At 67.6% G+C, this 21,375-nt stretch carries 20 protein-coding genes and 1 tRNA gene; 1 reads left to right on the top strand and 20 read right to left on the bottom strand.

Features of this window, described 5'->3' with window-relative positions; all coding sequences use genetic code 11:
- Window positions 1-3 precede the first annotated feature (3 nt).
- The 9 genes from ABZS69_RS04490 to ABZS69_RS04530 form a co-directional block, all read right to left on the bottom strand.
- Window positions 4-1,236, bottom strand: a complete 1,233-nt coding sequence (locus ABZS69_RS04490) for an enolase C-terminal domain-like protein (protein ID WP_355366330.1) — start codon at window positions 1,234-1,236, stop codon at window positions 4-6.
- Window positions 1,233-4,220 carry a glycoside hydrolase family 38 C-terminal domain-containing protein gene (locus tag ABZS69_RS04495; RefSeq protein WP_355366332.1) on the bottom strand — a complete coding sequence of 996 codons (2,988 nt, stop codon included), beginning with the start codon at window positions 4,218-4,220 and terminating at the stop codon, window positions 1,233-1,235. Before ABZS69_RS04495 ends, ABZS69_RS04490 begins: the two co-directional genes overlap by 4 nt.
- Complete coding sequence (locus tag ABZS69_RS04500) at window positions 4,220-5,029, bottom strand: carbohydrate ABC transporter permease (protein ID WP_355366335.1); 810 nt, start codon at window positions 5,027-5,029, stop codon at window positions 4,220-4,222. The genes ABZS69_RS04495 and ABZS69_RS04500 overlap by 1 nt, the downstream gene beginning before the upstream one ends.
- Window positions 5,026-5,874 carry a sugar ABC transporter permease gene (locus tag ABZS69_RS04505; RefSeq protein ID WP_355366338.1) on the bottom strand — a complete coding sequence of 283 codons (849 nt, stop codon included), beginning with the start codon at window positions 5,872-5,874 and terminating at the stop codon, window positions 5,026-5,028. The genes ABZS69_RS04500 and ABZS69_RS04505 overlap by 4 nt, the downstream gene beginning before the upstream one ends.
- Window positions 5,871-7,118: an ABC transporter substrate-binding protein gene (locus ABZS69_RS04510; RefSeq protein WP_355366341.1), complete on the bottom strand. Its 1,248-nt coding sequence runs from the start codon at window positions 7,116-7,118 to the stop codon at window positions 5,871-5,873. Before ABZS69_RS04510 ends, ABZS69_RS04505 begins: the two co-directional genes overlap by 4 nt.
- Before the next feature lie 34 nt (window positions 7,119-7,152).
- Window positions 7,153-7,848 carry an FCD domain-containing protein gene (locus ABZS69_RS04515; RefSeq protein WP_355366344.1) on the bottom strand — a complete coding sequence of 232 codons (696 nt, stop codon included), beginning with the start codon at window positions 7,846-7,848 and terminating at the stop codon, window positions 7,153-7,155.
- Between the two features lie 86 nt (window positions 7,849-7,934).
- Window positions 7,935-8,459: a DUF305 domain-containing protein gene (locus ABZS69_RS04520; protein WP_355366347.1), complete on the bottom strand. Its 525-nt coding sequence runs from the start codon at window positions 8,457-8,459 to the stop codon at window positions 7,935-7,937.
- A 37-nt stretch (window positions 8,460-8,496) separates the two neighbouring features.
- The gene (locus tag ABZS69_RS04525; RefSeq protein WP_355366350.1) at window positions 8,497-9,090 is read right to left on the bottom strand and encodes a dihydrofolate reductase family protein; all 594 of its coding nucleotides are present in this window, start codon (window positions 9,088-9,090) and stop codon (window positions 8,497-8,499) included.
- Window positions 9,087-10,031, bottom strand: coding sequence for a phosphotransferase (locus ABZS69_RS04530; RefSeq protein ID WP_355366353.1), 945 nt, complete (start codon window positions 10,029-10,031; stop codon window positions 9,087-9,089). Before ABZS69_RS04530 ends, ABZS69_RS04525 begins: the two co-directional genes overlap by 4 nt.
- A 37-nt stretch (window positions 10,032-10,068) precedes the next feature.
- On the opposite strand from ABZS69_RS04530, the gene ABZS69_RS04535 reads away from it, so the two are divergent.
- Window positions 10,069-10,620: an AAA family ATPase gene (locus tag ABZS69_RS04535; RefSeq protein ID WP_355366356.1), complete on the top strand. Its 552-nt coding sequence runs from the start codon at window positions 10,069-10,071 to the stop codon at window positions 10,618-10,620.
- Here the strand turns inward: ABZS69_RS04535 and ABZS69_RS04540 are convergent.
- The 11 genes from ABZS69_RS04540 to ABZS69_RS04590 form a co-directional block, all read right to left on the bottom strand.
- Window positions 10,590-11,210 (bottom strand): class I SAM-dependent methyltransferase, encoded by a 621-nt coding sequence (locus ABZS69_RS04540; RefSeq protein WP_355366359.1) that lies wholly within the window; start codon window positions 11,208-11,210, stop codon window positions 10,590-10,592. The genes ABZS69_RS04535 and ABZS69_RS04540 overlap by 31 nt on opposite strands.
- A 472-nt stretch (window positions 11,211-11,682) precedes the next feature.
- Entirely contained in the window at window positions 11,683-12,093 is a 411-nt protein-coding gene (locus tag ABZS69_RS04545) for a hypothetical protein (RefSeq protein ID WP_355366362.1), read from the bottom strand.
- A gap of 443 nt (window positions 12,094-12,536) precedes the next feature.
- Window positions 12,537-13,976: a hypothetical protein gene (locus ABZS69_RS04550; RefSeq protein ID WP_355366365.1), complete on the bottom strand. Its 1,440-nt coding sequence runs from the start codon at window positions 13,974-13,976 to the stop codon at window positions 12,537-12,539.
- A gap of 511 nt (window positions 13,977-14,487) precedes the next feature.
- Complete coding sequence (locus ABZS69_RS04555) at window positions 14,488-14,670, bottom strand: hypothetical protein (RefSeq protein ID WP_355366368.1); 183 nt, start codon at window positions 14,668-14,670, stop codon at window positions 14,488-14,490.
- A gap of 219 nt (window positions 14,671-14,889) precedes the next feature.
- Entirely contained in the window at window positions 14,890-15,426 is a 537-nt protein-coding gene (locus tag ABZS69_RS04560; RefSeq protein WP_355366371.1) for a hypothetical protein, read from the bottom strand.
- Window positions 15,427-15,833: 407 nt separating this feature from the next.
- A complete protein-coding gene (locus tag ABZS69_RS04565; protein ID WP_355366374.1) occupies window positions 15,834-16,376 on the bottom strand; it encodes a GNAT family N-acetyltransferase in 543 nt (180 codons plus the stop codon).
- A gap of 853 nt (window positions 16,377-17,229) precedes the next feature.
- Window positions 17,230-17,306 (bottom strand) — tRNA-Thr (locus ABZS69_RS04570).
- A gap of 56 nt (window positions 17,307-17,362) precedes the next feature.
- Complete coding sequence (gene ricT, locus ABZS69_RS04575) at window positions 17,363-18,193, bottom strand: regulatory iron-sulfur-containing complex subunit RicT (protein WP_355366926.1); 831 nt, start codon at window positions 18,191-18,193, stop codon at window positions 17,363-17,365.
- A gap of 68 nt (window positions 18,194-18,261) precedes the next feature.
- Window positions 18,262-19,350, bottom strand: coding sequence for a permease-like cell division protein FtsX (locus tag ABZS69_RS04580; RefSeq protein ID WP_355366377.1), 1,089 nt, complete (start codon window positions 19,348-19,350; stop codon window positions 18,262-18,264).
- A complete protein-coding gene (locus ABZS69_RS04585; RefSeq protein ID WP_355366380.1) occupies window positions 19,347-19,874 on the bottom strand; it encodes a SigE family RNA polymerase sigma factor in 528 nt (175 codons plus the stop codon). Before ABZS69_RS04585 ends, ABZS69_RS04580 begins: the two co-directional genes overlap by 4 nt.
- Window positions 19,875-20,066: 192 nt before the next feature.
- A complete protein-coding gene (locus ABZS69_RS04590; RefSeq protein ID WP_355366382.1) occupies window positions 20,067-21,239 on the bottom strand; it encodes a DNA polymerase III subunit delta' in 1,173 nt (390 codons plus the stop codon).
- Window positions 21,240-21,375: the final 136 nt, after the last annotated feature.

The following is a 21,375-nucleotide window of genomic DNA, read 5'->3' on the forward strand; positions in this document are numbered from 1 at the left end:
CAATTATGGAGCTAGATCAAGGGACACGGTGGGATCGGCGAACCGTTCGTTCGGCACAGTGGCGTACCAGCCGGGCCGCCCGGGGTCGCGGTCGTACGGATAGCCGCCCATCTCCCGATAGAACTCCGCATAGCGGGCGACCCGCTCCGGATCCAGGCGCACCCCCAGCCCCGGGCCGGACGGCACGGGGATGGCGCCGTCCGAGTACGCCAGCTTCCCGCCCTCGATCACGTCGTCCGTGAGCTGGTGGTAGTGCGCGTCGGCGGCGTAGGTGAGGTTCGGCAGCACCGCGCCGAGGTGCAGCATGGTCGCCAGCTGGATGCCCAGCTCGCCCGACGAGTGCACGGCCACCCCGAGCTGGAACGTCTCGCACACCCCCGCCGCCTTCACGCACGGCCTGATGCCGCCCCAGAACGTCGTGTCCAGCAGCACCACGTCGACGGCTCTGCGCATGACGTTGGAGGCGAGCTGCTCGAAGTTGACGACGACGGTGTTCGTCGCCAGCGGCACCCTGACCTGCTCGCGGATGGCCCGCAGCCCTTCGAGCCCCCAGACCGGGTCCTCCAGGTACTCGTTGTTCAGCCCCTCGATGGCCCGGCCGAAGCGCAGCCCCTCGGCTACCGACAGCACGGCGTTCGGGTCGTACCTGAGCCGGTCGTCCGGGAACGCCTCGGCCAGCGCCCGGTAGCACTCCAGCTCGTGATCCGGCGGGAACACGCCGCCCTTGAGCTTGTGCACGGTGAACCCGTGGGCCGCCTTGAGGTGCTTGGTGTGCTCGACGAGCTGGTCGGGCGTGCGGATCTCGCCATACCCCTCGGCCGCGTACCGGAAGAACAGGTACGAGGCGAACGGCACGGCGTCGCGCAGCCGCCCGCCGAGCAGGTCGTACGCGGGCACGCCCAGGTGCTGCCCGATGAGGTCGACGCAGGCGAACTCGATGGCCGCGAGGAGCTGCGTCCTGTTGTTGTAGAGCGAGGCCGTCGGGTTGGCGATCTTGAAGCGCAGCGCCTCAAGCTGGAAGGGGTCATGGTCCTTCAGGTACGGCATCAGCGCACGGAACGCCGACTCCGCGCTCTCGCCCCCGCCTCCCATCTCACCCAGGCCGACCAGCCCGTTGTCGGCCTCGACCTCGACGATGGTGCGCACGAACCGGCCCCAGTGGGCGCCGTTGCTGTGCCGCAGCGGCGCCTCCAGCGGGACCGCGACCGTCGTGGCCCTGATGTCAACGATCTTCACGAACACGTCCCCCAAACCACGGCCACCCCGCAGGCGGGCAGCCGAACCTTGACCGTCTCGTCGACCACCTCGTCCGACACGCCGAGCCCGCGGGCCGAGCGCAGGCCCGGCAGGCCGACCGTCACCTCGACCGGCTCGGCGGCCAGCGACTGCAGCCGCACCACGCGCTCGTCGCCCGCCCGCCCGAGGGACGTGACGAGCACGTCGGGGTGGTCGACGGACACGTACGTCTCGGTGACGTCGGGGCTGTCGGTGACGAGCGCGCCGACGAACGGCTCGGTCAGCCCGGAGGCGACCGCGGCGCCGAGGCGCCGGCCCTGGGCTCTGACGTCCGAGGTCACGGCGTAGCGGAACGTGGTCTCGCCCTGCTGCTGGGCGGGGAAGTTGGTGTCCCAGATGTTGTTGAGCGCCCAGGAGTAGACCGTGCCGTCCTCCTGGTCGAGTGTCGGCGGGAACGGCGCGTACGGCATGTGGATGGTGCCGAGCTGCACCAGCGGCGCCTCCAGCGTGGCCCAGGCGACGGTCAGCTCGGGGTCCTCGAACGCGATCCAGTGCCTGATCGGCAGCATGTACTCGGCCGAGCCGGGCACGCGCGGCACGCCGGGGCCGCCGACGCCGCCGGTCAGCTCCCAGGCGGTGGCCGGCCCGGCCGCGAACGGGAAGGCCAGGAAGACGGCCTCCTTGGCCGGGGTGCCCTGCTTGGCGAGCTGGTAGGTCAGGTCGATCCTGGGCACGCCGCGGTGCAGCTCGATCGTCGTGCGGATCCAGTCGACGCCCTTGCCGTGCAGCTCCACGACCAGTTTCTCGCCGACGGCCGTGCGCTGGGCCTTGGTGATCGAGGCGCCCTTGCCGATGGCCCGGTCGCCGAGGAGCGTGCGGTCGTGCGCTCCGACGTGTCCCGACAGATGGTTGAAATGCGGGGCGGTGGCGTACTGGTCGTAGACGTACTGGCCGAAGCCGGCCGCCGCGTCGCGGTTGACCAGCTCGCGGCCGGCCCGCTTGTCGAAGATCGAGCCAACGTAGCCCTCGCGCACGTCGTAGGCCACCCGATAGAACTCGTTCTCGATCACCCCGCTCAGGTCCAGCTCGACCGGCTCGGGGGCCGGGCTCTCGCCGGGCACGACGTCGAGGCGGGCGTAGCTGTAGCCGGGCACGTCGGGGATGATCGCGTGGACGTGCCGCCCGATGGGCCGCGTCGGCCAGTCGTCCGGATGCACGAGCTCCTCGTGGTGCGCGAGCGTCTTCCCGGTCCGCGAGTCCACCAGCGCGATCGGCACGTCCACGCCCACCACGTCCCTCGGCAGGAAGGCGCGGACCAGGTCGGTCCGCGTCCACGTGCCGGGGTTGAAGACGGCGAACGAGGCCAGCGCGCCGCCCTCGGTGCCCGTCTCCGACAGCGCGGCCCCGAACCTGCGGACCGCGGCGTGCAGCAGGTCCGCCGCATCGTCCTGGGCGTCGTAGGCGCCGGACGACTTGCGCGTCCACTGCAGGCCGCCCGAGTCGCCCGCCTCCTCGGCGTCCTCCCACGGGTTGGCCGCGCCCCAGGTGTGCTCGTTGAACAGGGCGACCTTGTCGTAGGCCGCGTCGACCTGCTCGGTCGCGTCCACCCCGGCCAGCGTGTGCAGCGTCTCGGCGACCCGCAGGGCCGACTGCGCCCGGCGCACGTAGCCGAGCGGGCGCGCGCCCGAGCCGAGCCCGTCGGCCCACCAGTCGGTCCAGTCGCCCTCGTGCACGGCCAGCCGGTCGTGGTAGCGCTCCTCGACGTGCTCGAAGAAGTCGCTGTTCACCGCCGAGCGCAGGCGCGGGTAGGCCCACTCCTCGTTCCACCGGCGCGCGATCGACGCGGGCACGATCGACGGCCCGGCGTTGTCGGCGTGCGCGCCCTGCACCCGCAGGTGCAGCACGTCCAGCTCGTACGGCTCCTTCGGCGCGTCCGGCCCCTGCCAGCCGAACGTCCCCGGCCCGTACGGGTACCCCCGCGTGGCCAGCGCCGACAGGTAACGCGGCAGCAGGTCGTCGGCCAGCTCGTAGGAGTCGGTCAGCCCGACCGTGTTGCCCTCCATGTACGCCATGCCGTGCGGCGTGTCGGTGAACCAGACGATGATCTCGTTCCCGCTCGGCGCCCGCCAGCGGAACGGCCTGGTCAGCTTGTCGCCGCCGTGCAGGTAGGGCACGGAGCGACCGGCCCAGTTGTGCGCCGCGGCCAGGTAACGCACGCCGTGCGCGTGGAGCGCGTCCACCAGGCCGACGACCGCGCCCGGCACGTCGGTGTGCATCGCCGACTTGGTGGCGAAGCCGTACCTCTGCTCGAGTTGCGTGGTGAAGCGGAGCTGGCGGTGCAGCTCCTCGGTCGAGCACGCCTCCGTGTGCAGCTGGAACGGCAGCGCGGTCACCTCGATCACGCCCTGGCGGGCCTTCTCCGCGAAGGACTCCACCATGTCGGCGGGCCGCGCGGCCAGCCACTTCAGCGCGGGCATCGACGACTCGACCGACCACCGGAACTTGGCGTCGTCCGGCCAGGACGCGGTCTCCTCGGCCAGCCGCAGCGCCGCGTCCAGATAGTCGAGATGGTGGCGGAGCACGGTGCCCTGCGGGTCGGTGTAGCCGATGTCCAGGTGCGAGTGGTGGACGACGAACACGCTCCACTTGCGCTGCGGGGTCACCGTGACCTGCGCGGTACCGACCACCCCCGCGTCGTCGCGGCACTCCAGCGTGAACGCGCGCGGCGCGTCCACCTCGGGCACCAGCAGCGTCACGTCGCTGCCCGACGCGCTGTCCACGCCCACCAGCACGTGGGTCAGCGGCTCGGTGCTCGACACCCTGACCGCCTGCCGGCCGTCATGGGTGAACAGCGGCAGCACCGCGACCCGAACCTCCAGCCCGCGCACGCTGATCACCGGTGTCGAGGTGTCGTCGCGCAGCGCCTGCCTGATCCCGTCGTAGTCGGGACTGCCCAGGCTCCGCTGGAGCAACCGGCTCGTCATCAAACACTCCCTAGAGACAGGCCCCTGGCGAAGAGGCGCTGGGTGGCGAGGAACAGCACGACGGTCGGCAGCGAGACCACGAGCCCCGCGGCCAGGCCGACGGGCACGGGCGTGCCGGCGTACACGTCGCTCATGAGCCCGGCGATGGCGGTCATCACCGGCCGCACGTCCTCGGTCTGGGACAGGGTCAGACCGAAGATGAGGTCGTTCCAGACGAAGGTGAACTCCAGGATGAACACTGCCGTCAGCGCGCTGAGCGAGATCGGCAGGTAGATGCCCCAGAAGATGCGCCAGGTCGACGCGCCGTCCATCCTGGCCGCCTCGAAGATCGAGAACGCCACGCCCGTGTAGAAGTTGCGCAGGACGAAGGCGGCCAGCGGCACGCTGATCGCCGTGTAGACGAGGATCATGCCGAGGCGGCTGTCGTACAGGCCGGCGTCGCTGTAGCCGACGAACAGCGGCACGAGCAGCATCTGCGAGGGGAAGACCGTCCCGCCGAAGATCAGGATGAACCAGAAGAACCCGTGCCGGAGCCGCAGCACCACGATCGTGTACCCGGCCAGCGCCCCGATGATCACGCCGAGCAGGGGCGAGACGACGGCGTAGAGCGCGGTGCTGGCCAGGCTCTGCGTCAGGTTGGCGCTGTCGAGCGCCCGCGCGAAGTTCTCGAACAGCGCGAAGTCGGACGAGGGTGCCCACGCCCGGCCCGGATCGTACGAGCTCGCCGGGCGCGAGGCGTTCACGAGCAGCAGGTACGTCGGCCCGAGCCAGACCAGCCCGAGCACGATCAGGACGGCGCGCCGGATCACTGGGCCACCTGCCGCTTGAGATAGAGGTAGGACGCCAGCCCGGTGACCACGGTCAGCATCACCGCCACGGCCGAGCCGTAGCCGTAGTCGCTGGCCACGAACGTCTCCTTGTACATGGTCACCGCCAGCGTCTCGGAGTTGCGCCCCGGCCCGCCCTGCGTCAGCACCCACACGATGTCGAACGTCTTCAGGCTGGCCACCAGCGCGAGCCCGACCACGACCGCCGTCAGCGGCCTCATGAGCGGCCAGATGACGAACCTGAACAGCCGCCACCCGCCGGCCCCGTCGAGCCTGGCGGCCTCGATCGGCTCCTTCGGGATCGACTGCAGCCCCACCACGAACAGCAGCATGTTGACGCCAAGCTGCTGCCACGTCCAGACCAGCAGCATCGCCAGCGTGTTGACCGGCGCGTCCTGGAGGAACGCGGTGTCCACGCCGAGCAGCTGGTTGGCGATGCCGTCGTGCGACAGGATCGGGCTCCACACCATGGCCAGGCCCGCGCCGCTCAGCGCGTACGGCAGCAGGAACGGCACGCGGAACCACACGCCGCCCTTGATGTCGTACGACAGCACCGCGACCAGCAGGCCGAGCCCGACGGGCAGCACCATGGTGCCGACGACCCAGAACAGCGTGTTGCGGATCGAGGTGAGCAGGGCCGGGTCGTCGAAGAGCTTGCCGAAGTTGTGTACGCCGATCCACTGGGCCGGCTCAAGGCCGTCGTAGCGGGTGAAGCTGAGGTAGGCCGTCCACAGGAACGGCGCGTACAGCAGCCCCGCGACCAGCAGGACCGCGGGCGCCACATATCCGTACCCGAACCGCCCAAGTATGGGAGCCCGCGTGCTCACTGATGGGTGCTCCAGTACTCGTCGGCGGCCTTCTGGATGGTCTCCAGGACCTCCTTGTAGCTGCCGGGCTCCGTCACGAACTTGCCGAACCCGTCCAGCGCGGCCGTCAGGACCGGCGGCGGCGTGGCCTCGAAGTAGCGGTTGACCAGGCGGTACTGGCCGCTGCCCGCGTCCTTGGTGACGGTGCTGAGCACCTTGTCCGAGATGCTCACCTTGGGGTTGGCGCTCACGTCACCCCGGCTGCTCGCCCACTTCCCCTGCGCCTCGGGCGTGGTCCACCACTTGAGGTACTTCTGGTTGGCGGCGGGGTCGGCGCCCTTGGTCAGCGAGCAGAGCGGGCCGCTCTCGAAGATCATCGAGGTCTTGGGGAGGGAGGGGTTGACGTTGGGGATGACGAAGAAGTCGTAGTCCTCGCCGGGCTTCATGGCGCGCTGGGTCATGCTGGTGTTGAACCAGGTGCCGAAGGAGACCATGGCGGCCTTGCCGTTCTTGAGCACGTCGCCCGGGTCCGTCTTGTCACCCGGATTAATGAAATATCCGGCGTCGATGAGCGACTTCCACTTCTCCATCACCTGGACCACGCCCGGGTCGGTGTACTTCGCCTTGCCGGTGGCCAGGCGGTCGTACAGGTCGGGGTCGGAGCCGGCCATGAGCTGCTCGAACCAGACGAAGGAGAACAGCACGCTGGTGTGGTAGAAGGCCTTGACGCCGTTCTTCTTCAGCGTGTCGGCCACCTTGATCAGGTCGTCCCACGTCTTCGGCGCCGTGAGGCCGTACTTGTCGAAGATCTTTTTGTTGAAGAACATGCCCCAGTACGCGACGTTCATCGGCACGCAGTACTGCTTGCCGTCGATCGTGTAGTAGGGCGCGAGGTCCTTCGACAGGTCGCCGGCCTGGATCGCCTGCTGCCAGATGTCCGTGGTGTCGGCCACCTGCTTCTGCTTGACGATCTCCTCCAGCATCCCCCCGGTCTGCCAGGTGAACAGGTCAGGCTTGACGTTCGTGCGGAACGAGGCCTTGATGAACGCCTGGTACTGGGCCGAATCTGTGTATCCCGTCGGCTTCATGCCCAGGCCGATGCTCTGCTTGGACAGGGCGCCCATCTCGTCGAAGTACTTCGTCCAGGCGCCCTTGTCGTTGTACAGGGTCAGCTCGCTCTTCTTCTGCGGCTCCGCGCTGTTTCCGCCGCAGGCGGTCAGGACGAGCGCCGCCACGCCGAGCGTGACCACACGTGACCGGAACATGGACCGGCCTCCTTGTTTCATCAGGGGTCTTACATCAGGGGGATTGCAACCTGTGCTCTATAACCGTCTTCACGTCCACCAGGTGGGCCCGCATGCGCTCTTCGGCCTGCGCCGCGTCGCGTGCTTCGATGGCCTCCAGGATCGCCAGGTGCTCGTCGTAGTCGCGGCGCCGGTCGTCGAAGATCTGCAGGATCTCCCGCTGCTCGGGCCCGTGGATGGTGAGCAGCGAGTCGACGACCTCGTGCAGCACGCTGTTGCCCGCCAGCCGGGCCGTCGCCCGGTGGAAGGACATGTTCGCCTCGTGCAGGAGGGCGTCGTGACCGCGCAGGTGCCTGCCCGCCTCTTCGAGCACCCGCTTGAGCGGTGCCAGCTCCTCGGCGCCCGCGTTCTGCGCGGCCATCGCGGCCAGCGGCGGCTCGATCACGATCCGCGCGCCGAGCAGCTCCAGGAGCTGGGCGGTGTGCAGTTCGCGCATGTTGGGGTTGGGCAGGACCACTCGCTCGATGTCGGCTCCGACATAGATGCCGGAGCCGTGCCGCATCTCGATGGCCCCGGTGGCCTCGAGCCTGCGGAGCGCCTCGCGCAGCGTCGGGGTGGTGACGGCGAAGCGCTGGGAGAGCTCCCTGGTCGAGGGCAGCCTGTCGCCGGGCCGGTGCTTTCCCGTACGGATGAGCTCCAGCATGCGCTCGGTCAGAGCGTCGGACAGCGTCGGCCGCGTTACCTCGGACATATCAAGTGATCTAATCACTTATCTGTCCGGGCGTCTACATCTCACGATTCGGATCTGGGGCTACGAGCGGGCACCCCAGGAGTTCGTCATCGCTTCAGCAGCTTCATCATGATCTCGATCTGCCCCTTGCGCGAGGTCCGTACCTGACCCGCCCATTCCTTGGCGGCCGGGTTGGCCCCGCCCGCCACCTCGGCGGCGGCCATCTGCACGGCGTCGTCCTGATGCGCGATGAGCAGGTTGATCAGGTCGCGCTCGAAGTTCTTGGACTTCCTCAGCGCCTGGATCCGCTTGACGTCGGTCTCGGGCATGCCGCCGTGGTGATCGTGCGCGCCGTTCGGGGGCGCGAGCGGCTGGTCCCAGGAGTGCAGCCAGCGCAGCATCCGCTCGACCTCGCCCTGCTGCGTGCCGGCGATGGCCGCGGCCAGCGTCTTGAGCTCCGGCGTGGTGGCACGCTCCGCCCCCACCTTGGCGATCTCGATGCCCTGCCGGTGGTGCGGCACCATCATCTGCACGAACATCACGTCCTCGGCGTTGACCGGGACCTCCTGGGCCGGAGCCGGGGCACAGGCGGTGATCAGCAGCAGCGCCGCTAAGGCAGGCAGGGCACGCATTATCGATAGGAAACCTTCCTAATGGTTTCCTGTCAGGCTACGTGACTTCGTAGCGAAGGTAAACGATGCCCGAGGGGAACGCCCGGGTTTCCAGCAGCCGGGTCCTGATGGAGGCGTCGAGCTGGGGGAAGAACGGTTTGCCCGCGCCGAGCACGAGCGGGTGGATGAAGATGCGGAACTCGTCCACCAGCCCGAGCCGCAGCACGCTCGCCGCCAGCGTGGCCCCGCCCAGGTCGAGGTCGCCACCGTCCTGCCGCTTGAGCCTGGTCACCTCCTCCTTGAGGTCGCCGGTGATGAGCGTGCTGTTCCAGCCGACCTGGTCGAGGGTCTTGGAGAAGACGTACTTGGGCGTGGCCCGCCAGGTCCTGGCGAAGTCGACCTCGATCGCGGGGGCGTCGGGTCGCTGGTCGGCGGTGGGCCAGTAGGCGGACATGTTCTCGTAGAGGCGCCGGCCGTACAGGGAGCCGCCCAGCTCGCGGGACATGTCGTTGATGAACGCGTGGACCTCGTCGTCGGGTCCGGACCAGCCGATGTCGCCGTTGGGGGACTCCACGTAGCCGTCGAGGGAGATCAGCATCGAATAGATGATTTTCCGCATGCCTTTGGGACTGCTCCGGCCCGCGGAACTCATCGCATTCTCGCGAGAAACTCGAGCGCCTCCCCGCTGTGGAACTTCGAGATCCCCAGCATGAACTCCCGATCCGGGAAATCGCCGTCGAGCAGCCGGAGCGGCCCCGCGGTGAGCGACAGATGGTGGGCGAGCTCGTACATCCTCATCCTGTCCTCGTCCAGCCCGTCGATCCGCAGCCGCTCGTAATGCTCGTGGAACCGGATCCGCAGAAAGACGTGCTCCCATTCGGCGTCGAAGAACATCGTGCCCTCGATGTCGATCAGCACGGGCTCATCGTCGTCGTCCACGAGCACGTGATCGGGCCCGAGCTCCCCGTGGATCAGCCCGTGATCCGCCCGCGGCTCGACGCCCGCGGCCATCTCGCGCAGCGCGCTCTCGAACTCCTCCCGAACCGCGCCGATCCGCCCGACCCGTACGGCCGCCTCGTCGAGGTCGCGCAGCGCCCGCTCCAGCACGACCTCGACCGCGGAGCTCCGCCGCTTCCCCTCGATCTTCCCCACCCACGGGACCCGCTCCCGCCCCATGGCCTCCAGGCTCGCCGCGAGCCGCTCCATCACCCGGCCCGCCCGCGCCGGGTCGTCCCGCAGCAACGTCTCCAGCGTCCCGCCGCGCACGTCCTCGACCACCGCGACGCCTCCCGCCCGGTCCACGAGGTAGACCTCGGGAACCCGTACCCCGAGCCCGCTCAACCGGCCATGGGCCGCCTCGAAGAACGGCAGCCCGGAAGCATGGCCGAACGGATCCTCCGGGTCACCGTCCGCCGTGGCGGGCCAGAAGTCCTCCTCCTGGGACCAGACGTAGACGATCGCGCCGGGCCCGTCGTCGAACAACAGCCGATAGACGCCTTTCTTGCTCCCACCCCTGAGCCGCTCGACCCCTGCCGGCCGCCGCCCATCCCCGAAGGCCGCCCGCGCGATCTCGGCGAACCGCTGATCATCCATCAGATTCCCCTCGATACGAAAACGGCAAGCTTAGACAATGACGTTCTTCAGGACCATGTCCCGTGCGCTGCTCATCATCGGTGCCGGCGGCGTCGGCAAGACCTCCGTCGGCCACGTGGTCTCGAGACTGCTCAGCGAATCGGGCCGGACGGCGGCGTTCGTGGACCTCGACGGCATTTCACAGTTCGGACCGCCGCCGCCCCAGTGGACGTCGTACGACCGCCTCCGGCAGCAGAACCTCGCCGTGCTCTGGACCAACTTCCGTGCGGCCGGGGCGCGGTTCCTGGTGATCGCGGGCCAGGTCGACACCAGAGCGGCCCGCGACGGATACGCCGCCGCACTCGCCGACTGCGACCTCTTCGTCGTCCGTCTGGTCGCACCCGCCGAGACCATCCGCGAACGAATCCGCCGCCGTGCCGGCCAATCAGCTCATACCGTCGCGGACATGCCCACCGAGCAGGACCTCCTCGAAACCGCCGGTCTCGAGAACGTCATCGTCCCCAACGACCGCCCGATCCCGGAGACGGCCACCACGATCCTCACCCAGTGGCTCCATGATCACGCGGAGCGCCGCAACGTCAGCGACTGAAACCGCCCCTGATCAGGTCCCACGGTGTGGAAGTCCACGATCTCGAAGGACTCGCGCGCGTACTCCTGAAGCTGCTCATCACTGCGGAAAGAGAAGAACCGGGGAGGATCATGATCATCCTCTTCGAAGGGCCCTTCCCCCTGCAGGCTCCCCCCGCCGTACACACCGAGAAAGAACAGCCCACCGGGCCGCATCAGCCGGTGGATCGTGTCCAGGACCGCCGGAAGGTCACTGTTCGGCACGTGCAGCAAACAGTTAAGCGCGTACACCGCGTCGAACGAACCGGGCGCGAAATCCAGGCCCAGAAAGTCCATGACATGGGCTTCGACGCCCTTCTCCCGGCAGAGCGCCACCATGGCAGGCGACAGATCGACGGCCACGACCTCCAGACCGTTCTCCTGGAAGTACGCACTGTCCTGACCCGTACCGGCGCCGATCTCCAGCAACCGCCCGCGACCCTTCAGCCGCCCCAGGAACGCCTCCCGCTCGGCCAGCTTCCACGGGGCCTTGCCGCCGGCATTTCGCCGCTCGGCACTACCGTCGTATGCCGTTCGGAGGGGACCGAGCACATCGTCATAGCGCACGCTCATCGCACCATGATGCCCCGTGATCCCACTGAGGGCCCCGGCCTGGAACCGCCTTGGGGATTCGGGCGCGGTCATCGTCGTCAAGGCCGCGTCCAGGAGCGTCATGGCGACTCGCCTGACATCCGTGAACGCCTCGGCGGTGGTGTCCGCCAGGCGATCGCGGAAGGCTCGCTTGTGGCGCTGCGCGAGACGGGCGATTTCCGGGAGCTCTCCGGCGCCCTCGACGACGGCGTTATGGAAGGCGCTGGTTCAACACCGGCTTACCGGCGGAGCGGTTCGGCGCACGCGTCGTTGCGACCGAGGGAACGATCGGCCAGCTGCACGCCAACGTAGCCGCGCGGCCGTTCGTCTGGGACAAGGTCTACCCGGGATCTCCCGCTCGGTCGGCCACAGCAGTGACAGAACTGGTCCACCGGAAGCAGATCCGTTCAGTCCTGCAGGAGGGCGCAGTGACAATGGACCGAATCTTCGGCGATCAGTGAACCTGTGCCGTCGTTCGCTGACGCCCCTGCCTCAGTCTCCGGTCTCTGATCACCGCAAGCATGAGGAGGTGAGTCAATAGGCCAATTCCTACGATCAGTCCTGCGATCTGAAACGCAGGCGTCGTGAGTTCACCGGACAGAGACTTGAAGGTCAAGGCAATCCCCAACCAGAGCTGAGCCCCGCCCCCAAGGCGTGCTCGAACCCAGGGAATGCTGTGTAGAACAGCCACCGCCGAGATGACGTAAGCAAAGATCAGGAAGAACGCGCCAAGATCGTGGGGAGGATTTACCAGCAATAGCGCCATCCCGCCCACGAGGCCCACCGCTGATACTGCGACCACGATCACGCGCTGCGGCACGGTCAGGGCGTCAAACCACGACCTCTTCTGATCAACTGGCTCCACGGACTCACTGTCCCACAAGTGGCCATAAGCGACCACCCACCTCGCGACACCACCGTGCTATGGGATCCTCAGACACCCAGAAACCCCCCGTGATCACACGAGGGGCTTCTGAGCTGGAGCCGCCTTGGGGATTCGAACCCCAGACCCCTTCATTACGAGCAAATCAAGGACTTCCTCATCCTCCCCCGCCGAGGAGGTGACCTGCCTTGTGCCGTCCGTCAGAGTCCGTGAACGTCCATGATCGAACGCCTTCGTTGTCACCCACTTCGTCACCCAGTCGGGTGGACAAGATCTTCGAGCGCTTGGCACAAAGATGCGGCTCAGCGCGGCTTTGCCGACTCGATCCTTCCCAGGCCGCATGCCTGGTGGGCCCAGGCCCATGGCCGGGTGGCGGCGCACAGCGCCGCCACTCCTTGATGCCTATGAGTGGACCCCGTTGGGGCTCATTCCTTTAGTTCAGTGTTGGCGGCGAACAGAGTTCCCCGTTCCGTGCCACGTCCCCGGCGGATGTTCAGCCCCTCCGCGCGGAAGCTGATCCATCCGTCATCGTCATTCAGTCCCCGCACGATTCTGGTTTTCACGATGTCGTGGGTCGCGTAACCAACGTCCAGATGTGTCAGGTGGCTGTCGTCCTTCCGATGGACTTTGAGCCCTTCCACGGGGAAGGTGATCCATCCGTCGTCGGCGCTTCTCCCTTGCACCCATTCGGTGTTCACACCGTTGAGATCGGCCTTGTCGGCGAACACGGATCCCCAAGCTTGCCCAGCGCCCTTGCGCACGTTCAGCCCCGTCTTGGGGAAGCTGATCCAGCCGTCATCGGCGCTTCTCCCCTGCACCCATTCGGTGTTGATGCCGTTGAGGTCGGCCTTGTCGGCGTGCACGGTTCCCCATGCCCCGCTTCCGTTGCGGACGTCGAGCCCGTCCTTGGGGAAGGTGATCTTTCCGTCGTCGGCGCTCCTCCCCTGCACCCACCCGGTGTTCACACCGTTGAGATCGGCCCTGTCGGCCGTCACGGTCCCCCGCCCGCCGGAGTTGTCCGAGATCTCCACCCCTGTACCGGTGAAGGTGACTCGCCCCTTCTTTCCGTCCGCCGCCCCCTGGACCCAGGGCGTGTCAATCCCGGTGATGGCGGTGAGCGTTTCCAGGACGGGGAAGCGCACTTGGACGGTGGTGGTGAGGAAGTGCTGCTTCTGGGTGACGGGGTCGGTGGCGACGAGCGTATAGGTGGTGGCCCGCTTCGGCGCGTCGGGCGGGGTCCAGGTACGACTGTCCGAGGAAATGTCCTTCTGCCCGCCGGGGAACAGGATCTTGTAGTCGAATTCGGGGGACCCCTCCCAGCTCAGCGTGAGGTTTTCGCCGGCACCCACCATGCCCTTGTCCGGGTGGAAGTCACGCGGCGCCGGAATCTCCTTCGGAGCGGTCTTGACCAGCGCCACCGACGTGTAGCGGGTGTGCTCCCCGTCATCGTCTTCGGTCTTCTCTCTCACCGTCAGCACGGCCGGCCCGGCGGTGGCGGCGATGGCGACGTTCTCCATCGTCAGCACCAGGTAGTCGCCGGGTTTGAAAGAAGCTACGCCCCCGCTCTTGGGGGTGACGTCAAAGACGTTGGTGTCCCGCTGCGGGTCGACCTTCACCTCCTGGGTTGTCGCCTGGGTCCCCCACCGGTTGTCGGTGTACTTGCCCTTCATCTCCGGGAGTTTCGGGGTGAGGTCGCCAACGCCGTCGCCGACGGGCACCCTCACCTCGATCCTGGACCAATCCGTCCTCCTTGCGGTGTTGGTGATGACCAGGTACACCGTCCCTGTGGATTTGGACCTCCGTCCGGCCGCTGACGCCTCCACGGACGCCGGGTCGGTGAAGACGGTGTAGGTCAATGCGGTCATGATCACGACTCCTTTTTTGGAGGACGGCACAGGCCGATGAGCCGCCCGCCCCGAGAGCACCGGGGCAGGACAGGCGGCGACGCTGGGGCACATTCGAAACCCCCGCTTGGAGATGCGCCCCAGAAGATCGCCCTTCAGATCCAAACGTGCGCATTGGAGCGCGACAATAGAACGCGAGGCGGCCATAGCAGGGCGATTCAGCAATACCTTCAGCGTCTTGACAAGCATTCGGTCCATGCGCCAATGGCGCGCCGCGAATGCCTGCCAAGCCGTGCGCCTGCGAGAGTGTCCCGGTTGCCGTCAGGATGAATGGCGTAAACGCCTCTCTTACGAAGTACGGGCCGTCCTCGATGCTCAGGCCATGTGGCTGTGGATCCCCGAGAAGCCGCTCATGCGCAGGCCTCTGGTCTTTCCCGAGGACTGGGGCACGCTCTTCCCGCCGGCCCGTTCACCGCGGCACTCGCCGAGCTGATCGCCCTTCAGGCCAACCAGTTACACATACGATTAGCGATCACGAACGCGCCGCCGGGGAACGCAGTTCGCCATCGCGCTCGGCGAGGAGCGCTACTTCTTCGATGCCATGGACAACCAGCGACGCAGCGCACTCGCCGCCGCAACAGCCCGCGTCGCCGCGCCGCTGATCGGTCTTTAAGCTCCGGACGACGGCTGAACTTTCGGCCAGCACCCTGGTCATCTCCACCTCCGCGGGGACGGACATGGACGGCTACAGCGGGGACGGCGGCCCGGCCACCAACGCCAAGCCGCACAGCCCTGAGGGTGGCATTGACAGGCAGGGCTCGGGTCTGGCCCACCAGCCTGAGAACGCTGGATAAGCACAGGTGAGGGGCATATCCGTTGGATCCTGCGGGACCCCTAGAAGCTCACGTAGGTGGGCACCCCGGCGATTGCCGGTCTAGTCGCTGTCCTGGGCGATGAACTCGGCGTAACCGTCCGCGTCCCAATTGAAATCGGACTTGGGCTTGTGGTCATGGATCTCCATCTCAAACAGCCAGCCCTCGCCGTAGGGGTCCCTGATGAGTAGCTCCGGAGTGTTGGCGAGTTCGGTGTTGACGGCGACGACTTTCGCCTCGACTGGTGCGCAGAAATCGCTCCAACCCTCGCCAGGAGCAGTATCCCCGTCCTCCCACTCCTCGTCAGAATCAGCATCCTCCTCCAGACTCCAACTGACCCGACCGAAGTAGTCACCCAACTCGACGTAGCTACCTACCTCAGGCAACTGCACCCGCAGCCCTCTGTCGGGGATCTGGCCTATGACGAAGGTGGTGAAGCCGACCCTCACCCGGTCGCCAGGCGTGTCCAGCTTCCTGTTGCGCTTGAACCACTCCCCGTTGCCCCACATGTGCAGCTCACCGGCGTACAGGCGATCCTGGGGGTACTCGCTCACTTCTTCCTCCCGTAGAACGGCAAACCGAACTCTTCTGATCTTCACCGGCGGCGGCCGTAGTGTCGAGGGCCGGCCCCCGGACGGCGCGGTGCTGGACGACCGCCTTGACAACCCCGTAGCGGAAGCAGGTCGCTCACCCGCGCAACATCCGGTTCAGGGTGAGTATCAGCCCATGTCGGGGCCAGCCCAAGTACGCCAGAAAGGGCTAATAGGGCTGGTCAGAGCTCTGGCCGGGCAGGGTCCGCGATCTTGCGGAAAGGGAGGCGTTCCCGCAAGTTATCAAAGCCCAATTATCGGCGCGGTGGCGCGGGCTGTTGTCTCGGCCCAGCCGAACTGATCCGGCTCAGCAAAACTGATGCGAAGGGAGCGACCGAACTGATGCCTCAGCTCGTGTCCTGTCTCACCTGACTTGAGGCCGGTCCCATCGATCATGAGGCGTCCCGCCGTTTGTCTCACTCATCTGAGTCATGATCGCGGAGTTCGCCTTCGAGGAGGCCCATAAGGATCAGGTCGTGCCACTTGCCATCACGGCGGAAGCACTCGCGAACGCGGCCCTCCTCGACGAAGCCCACCTTCTCGTAAACCCGGCGCGCCGCAGTGTTGTCTGCCGCGAAGTCCAGGGTGATCCGGTGCAGGCGCATTTCGTTGAAGCCGTACCTGCACATCAGGCGCATCGCCTCAGTGGCGTAGCCACGACCCCAGACATCCTTCTCGCCGAGTTGGATATCCAGCCCAGCATTTCCGACCTCCGGCTTCGCATCCCTGAGCCGAACGAACCCGACAGCGCGCTGATCGTGGAGCGACTCGATGATAAACCGGCAATTCTCGTAGCTGTTGCGCGGTGCCGCTGTCAGCCGCTCCTGTGCCTGCATGAACGACTCGGGGTAGCCGCTGCTCATCCAGCGCACCACCTCGGGGTCATGGCTCCAGCGCCATATGCTCTCGAAATCCGTGGGTTCGACGGCGCGTAGGCGGACAAGCTTTCCAGTCAGCATCGCCAATTTCTACCAGCGTTCAATCCGGACAATCAACTCGATTCCCTCGCCCTATGAAGATCAGACTGACCACGCCGAGAAACGAGGAGATGCCTCATGTTCGGTGAGACGCACTCCTTGCGGACCGTCTCATCGAGCTTGAGGCACCGCAGGCCAGAGGCGCTCCATGCCTCAGATTGAACGAGACAGAACAGCTCGGTCAACCTGATGCCCTCCAACTCGACGCCGTCACGCGTCCGAGCATCCGCCTTCTGTCTGCATCAGATCCACTGAGCCGCAGAAATGCCGATCGGCTCAGCACATCTGATGCGCCCCAGGCAGGCGCGTCCTGCCGAGCATCACTTCTCTCGAAGCCTCTGAGTCAGGAAAGCCATTGCGGCGGTGAATACGCCGAGTTGCTGGTCGTCCATGTCCTTGAGGGAGAGGTCATCTATGCCGAACGTGATGGCGGCGCCGAGGATGATGAGGTTTTGCCGCGGCGTGCTCCGGCGCGGAGTCGTTCAGCGAGAGTGCTCACGCGGAGATTGTTTCACCGCGCTCCGGGAGCCGGGGGTAGCGTTCCCCGGCAGCGCGTTCATGATCGCTAATCGCATGTGCACCTGATTGACCTGAAGGGCGACCAGTTCGGCGAGTGCCGCGGTGAACGGGCTGGCCTGGTCGGCGGGCAGTGCCGTTGTCGCCGGTTCGCGGGCCGGTGGAAGCGCAGCACGGCGGTAACCGAACTGGTCTACCGCAAGCAGATCCGCCCGTACTCCAGGAGGGCGCGGTGGCCATGGATCGGATCTTCAAGACATGAGATCGGAAGGCTTAGACACCCAGAAGCCCCCCATGATCACACGGGGGGCTTCTGATCTGGAGCCGCCTTGGGGATTCGAACCCCAGACCCCTTCATTACGAGTGAAGTGCTCTGGCCGACTGAGCTAAGGCGGCGTGCTCTGCGACTTGGAAGAGTCTACAGGAGCCCGAGGGGTCCTCGCTCCCCTCGATTACGCCTCGCCCGAATCCCCGTACGTCGAGTCGTACGCCTTGCGCGGCGCGCACACGCTGGCCTTCGAGCAGGCGCAGCGCCGCCCTCCGTCGTTGAGGCGCACCACCACGGAGTCCGACGGGACGTTGTGGCCGACCACGACACCAGGCCCCTGGGGAGTCTCCACGTTCGCCCCCGCTCGCGGGGCCGAGGCGCGGAACTCCTGGTACAGCGGGTGCTCGTACTTCAGGCAGCACATGAGCCGCCCGCACGCCCCCGCGATCCGCAGCGGATTGACCGGGAGGTCCTGATCCTTGGCCATGCGTACGGATACCGGCTCGAAGTCCTTCAGGAACGTGGCGCAGCACAGGTCGCGGCCGCAGGGCCCGATTCCGCCCTGCAGCCGCGCCTCGTCCCTCGGTCCGATCTGCCGCAGCTCGACCCTGGCCCGCAGGTTGCGGGCCAGGTCGCGGACGAGGGCGCGGAAGTCGACCCGGTGCGGCGCCGAGAAGTAGACCGTGTAGACGTTGTCCTGGTCGAGGTAGTCGATCCCGACCACCTTCATCGGCAGGGTGTGCCGCTTGATCAGCCGTTTCGACACGCTGCGGGCCTCGGCCCTGCGGCGCTTGTTGGTCTCGTCGCGGGCCAGGTGCTCCTCACCCGCCGGACCCGCGCACACGGGCAGCCCGTCGAGGTCCTCGCTCGTGTACTGCGGCGCCCAGACGCACTCCGCCACCTCGGGACCCGAGTCGGTCGGCACGAGCACCTTGTCGCCCACCTTGGGGCTGTGCTCGCCGGGATCGAGGTAGTAGAGCCTCCCATAACGGGTGAAGCTCACGGCCATGATCATTCCCATGGGCTCGAGCTCGCCTCCTGACGCCTAGGGGTCGTACGACCTTCCCTGCCACATTACGTGTGTCAGCCCGCTGAGGGAGAGGGGCCGGGGTCCGGATGTTCGCCGGATCGCTTGTCCACCGGGCACACCTTGCTCTCCGGCAGAATCAACCCGTAGCGGGCCGCCAGCCGGCTGCTGTCGAGCATGCATCCCTGGTAGAAGGCCTGACTCACGCCTGGTTCCCGCCTCAACCTGCTGACGATCCTGCTCCAGTCGGCGTCAGGCAGCAGCACGGCTCTGAACGATTGCGGCATGTCGCTGACCTTCGTGGCGTCGATCAACGTCTTGTTGTCCTTGTACGAGCGGCGGAAGTTCTCGTAAGCCGCCTCCCGATCCTCGAAGAACACCTCCTTGACGCCGGGCATCGAGGAGATCAGCTTCTGGATGGCCTTCGTCTGTGCGGGCGTGACGCCCTTCCCGTCCTTCGTGACGGTGAAGCTGCCCCTGCTGTCGGGCTTACGCTCGGCGCCGCACGACGGCATGGCCGACGCGGGGGAGCAGAGAAAGACACTCACATCCCATTTGCGAACCGGAATCTCCTCATCGGCCATCACTTCGTGAACGGTCAGGATCCCGGGCACCCCCCGCAGCGCCTGCTGCACGCGGAGCGGGTCGGCGCCCTTGGCGAGGGTCAACCGGAACGAAGCGGGAAGGTCCTCGGCACCGACAGCGGCCAGCAGTGTCTTGTTGTGCGCGAAATCGCGCTGGAAGTCCTGGTACGCCGAGGCCTGATCCTCGAAGATCACCTCTCTGACCCCCGGCGCCTGCCGCGCCGCCGCAGCGATCTCCTGCGCCTCCTCCCTGGTGGCAGCGCCCTTGCACCCCGTCTGCTCCGGTTCCGGCGACCGCCCGCACAGGAAGACGATCATCTCCCGCTCGCCGGACCCTGGATCGGCCGCCACCGCGCGGTCCTCACCGCCCGGACTGCTCAGGAGCCCCACAGTCGTGGCCGCCCCCGCCAGCACCACGACCGCCGCCACCGCCACCAGCCGGAAATCCATCCTGAACCGCCGCCGCTCCGGCGCCCTCAGCGGCCTGATCGTGCTGGCGTCGACCGTCGCCCCCGCTTCAGCGAGGGCCTCGCGCAGCCTGTCTTCCATCGCGCTGTTCATGAATCCTCCTCAAGGGCCCGGCCGAGGGCGGCCAGCCCCCGCGCGATCGTGGATCTGACCGTGCTGGCGCCGACCCCCATGGTGTCGGCGATCTCCTGGTCGGACAGGTCGAAGTAGTAGCGCAGCGTGAGCGCCTCCCGCTGCCTGCGCGGCAGCTCACGCAGGGCGAGCAGCACCCCGCGCCGCTCCTCGCCCAGCAGCGCGGCGCTCTCCGCCGACCAGACGGGCGGCTCGTACGGCACCGCCCGCCGGAACACGGTCGCCCGCCTGCGCAGCACCGACCGGCACCCGTTGAGCACCGCCGAACGGACATAGGCCAGCGCTTTGTCGGCGTCGCGCAACCGGCCGCGCCCGGCGTGGGTACGGGCGAACGCCTCCTGTACGACGTCTTCCGCGGTCGCCTGATCGCCGACCATGATCAGGGCAAGCCGGACGAGGCCCACGTGGTGCTCGGCGAAGATCGACGCCAGGTCTATTCGCTGTCGGGCCCGGGCCTCTTGTTGGGTGAGTAGTTCGACTTCCACGTATCAGAGACGCCCGTCAGCCCCATCTGCTGCTCGCGTCACCCGGCGGATTCACCGACGCGGCGCGCAGACCTCGCCGCCGGGCAGGTCATGGCGTCCTGGCAGCCGCGCCGGCCTGCGGCTCGCCGCACTCCAGCCGGTACGACCAGCGACTCGTCGCCGGCGAAGTCGCGAACGCCCGTTGATCACAGGTCAGGAGCGCAGCGACAGCATCATCGCCTCGACGGCCATCTGCGGGTTGACGTTGGCCGCCAGCCGCTCCCTGCACTGCATGATCGCGTCGATCCGCCGCAGCGTCTCCTCGGGCGTGGCCACCTTGGCCAGCTGGTCGAGGTCGAAGCGGAGGTCGTCGTTGGCCAGCTCGACCTGGGCCCCGAACTGCATGGCCAGCACGTCCCGGTAGTACGACACCAGCTCCAGCAGCGCCGCGTCCAGCGAGTCGCGCTTGATCCGCGTGGCCCGGGACTTCTGCCGGTCCTCCAGCTCCTTCAGCGCCCCGGCCCCGCCGCGTACCAGCCCGCGGTTGAGCCCCTTGCCCGTGGACCCCTCGCCGTAGAGCTTGCGCAGCTCGGCGGTCTCGTTCTCGTTGAGGGCGGCCGTGGCCGCGGCGGCCTCCTCCTCCGCCGTCTTGACCAGCCGCTCGGCGGCCGAGACGCACTCCCCCACCCCGGTCAGCGAGCGCGGGATGCCCAGCACGGCCTCACGACGCCGCTTGACGCCCTCGTCGAGCGCCAGCGCCCGCGCCCTGCCAATGTGCCCCTGGGCGGCCCTGGCGGCGAACCTGGCCACGTCCAGCGGCACACTGTCGCGCGTGGCCAGCACGTGGGCGACGGCCTCCGTGGCGGGGGTGGTCAGGTTGACCACCCGGCAGCGCGACCTGATGGTGATCATGAGGTCGTCGGGGGCGGGCGCGCACAACAGCCAGACCGTACGCGGCGGCGGCTCCTCGATGGCCTTGAGCAGGGCGTTGGCCGCGGACTCCGTGGCCCGGTCGGCGTCCTCGAACAGGATGACCCGCCACCGCCCCTGCGTCGGCGCCCCGGCCGCCCGCAGGATGAGCTCCCGGGTCTGCTTGACGCTGTAGGACAGGCCCTGGGGACGTACGGACTCCAGGTCGGGGTGGGAGCCGATGAACACCTGGTGGCACTGGTCGCAGTGGCCGCACCCGCCGTCGGGACAGAGCAGCGCGGCGGCGAAGGCGCGGGCGGCGTCCTCCCGGCCCGATCCCGGCGGCCCGGTGAACAGCCACGCGTGCGTCATGCCCGTGCCGCGCCCGCCCCTGACGACCTCCCCGGCCGCCGCCGCGGCCCGCGACAGCACGGCCACCGCCTGGTCCTGCCCGACGAGGTCATCGAAAACTGCCACGACGTAAGGCTAGCCGCCGACGGCACTCCCCACGCCCGTACGCACCCCGAGCCGCCACCTTCGAGCGCCCTCCAGAACGCACCGCCGCGCCCAAGACGCGCCCACCCGTCCCAGAGGCGCCCGCGCCCATGAAGAC

This window comes from Nonomuraea sp. NPDC005650, assembly GCF_040605375.1.
Lineage (GTDB): Bacteria > Actinomycetota > Actinomycetes > Streptosporangiales > Streptosporangiaceae > Nonomuraea.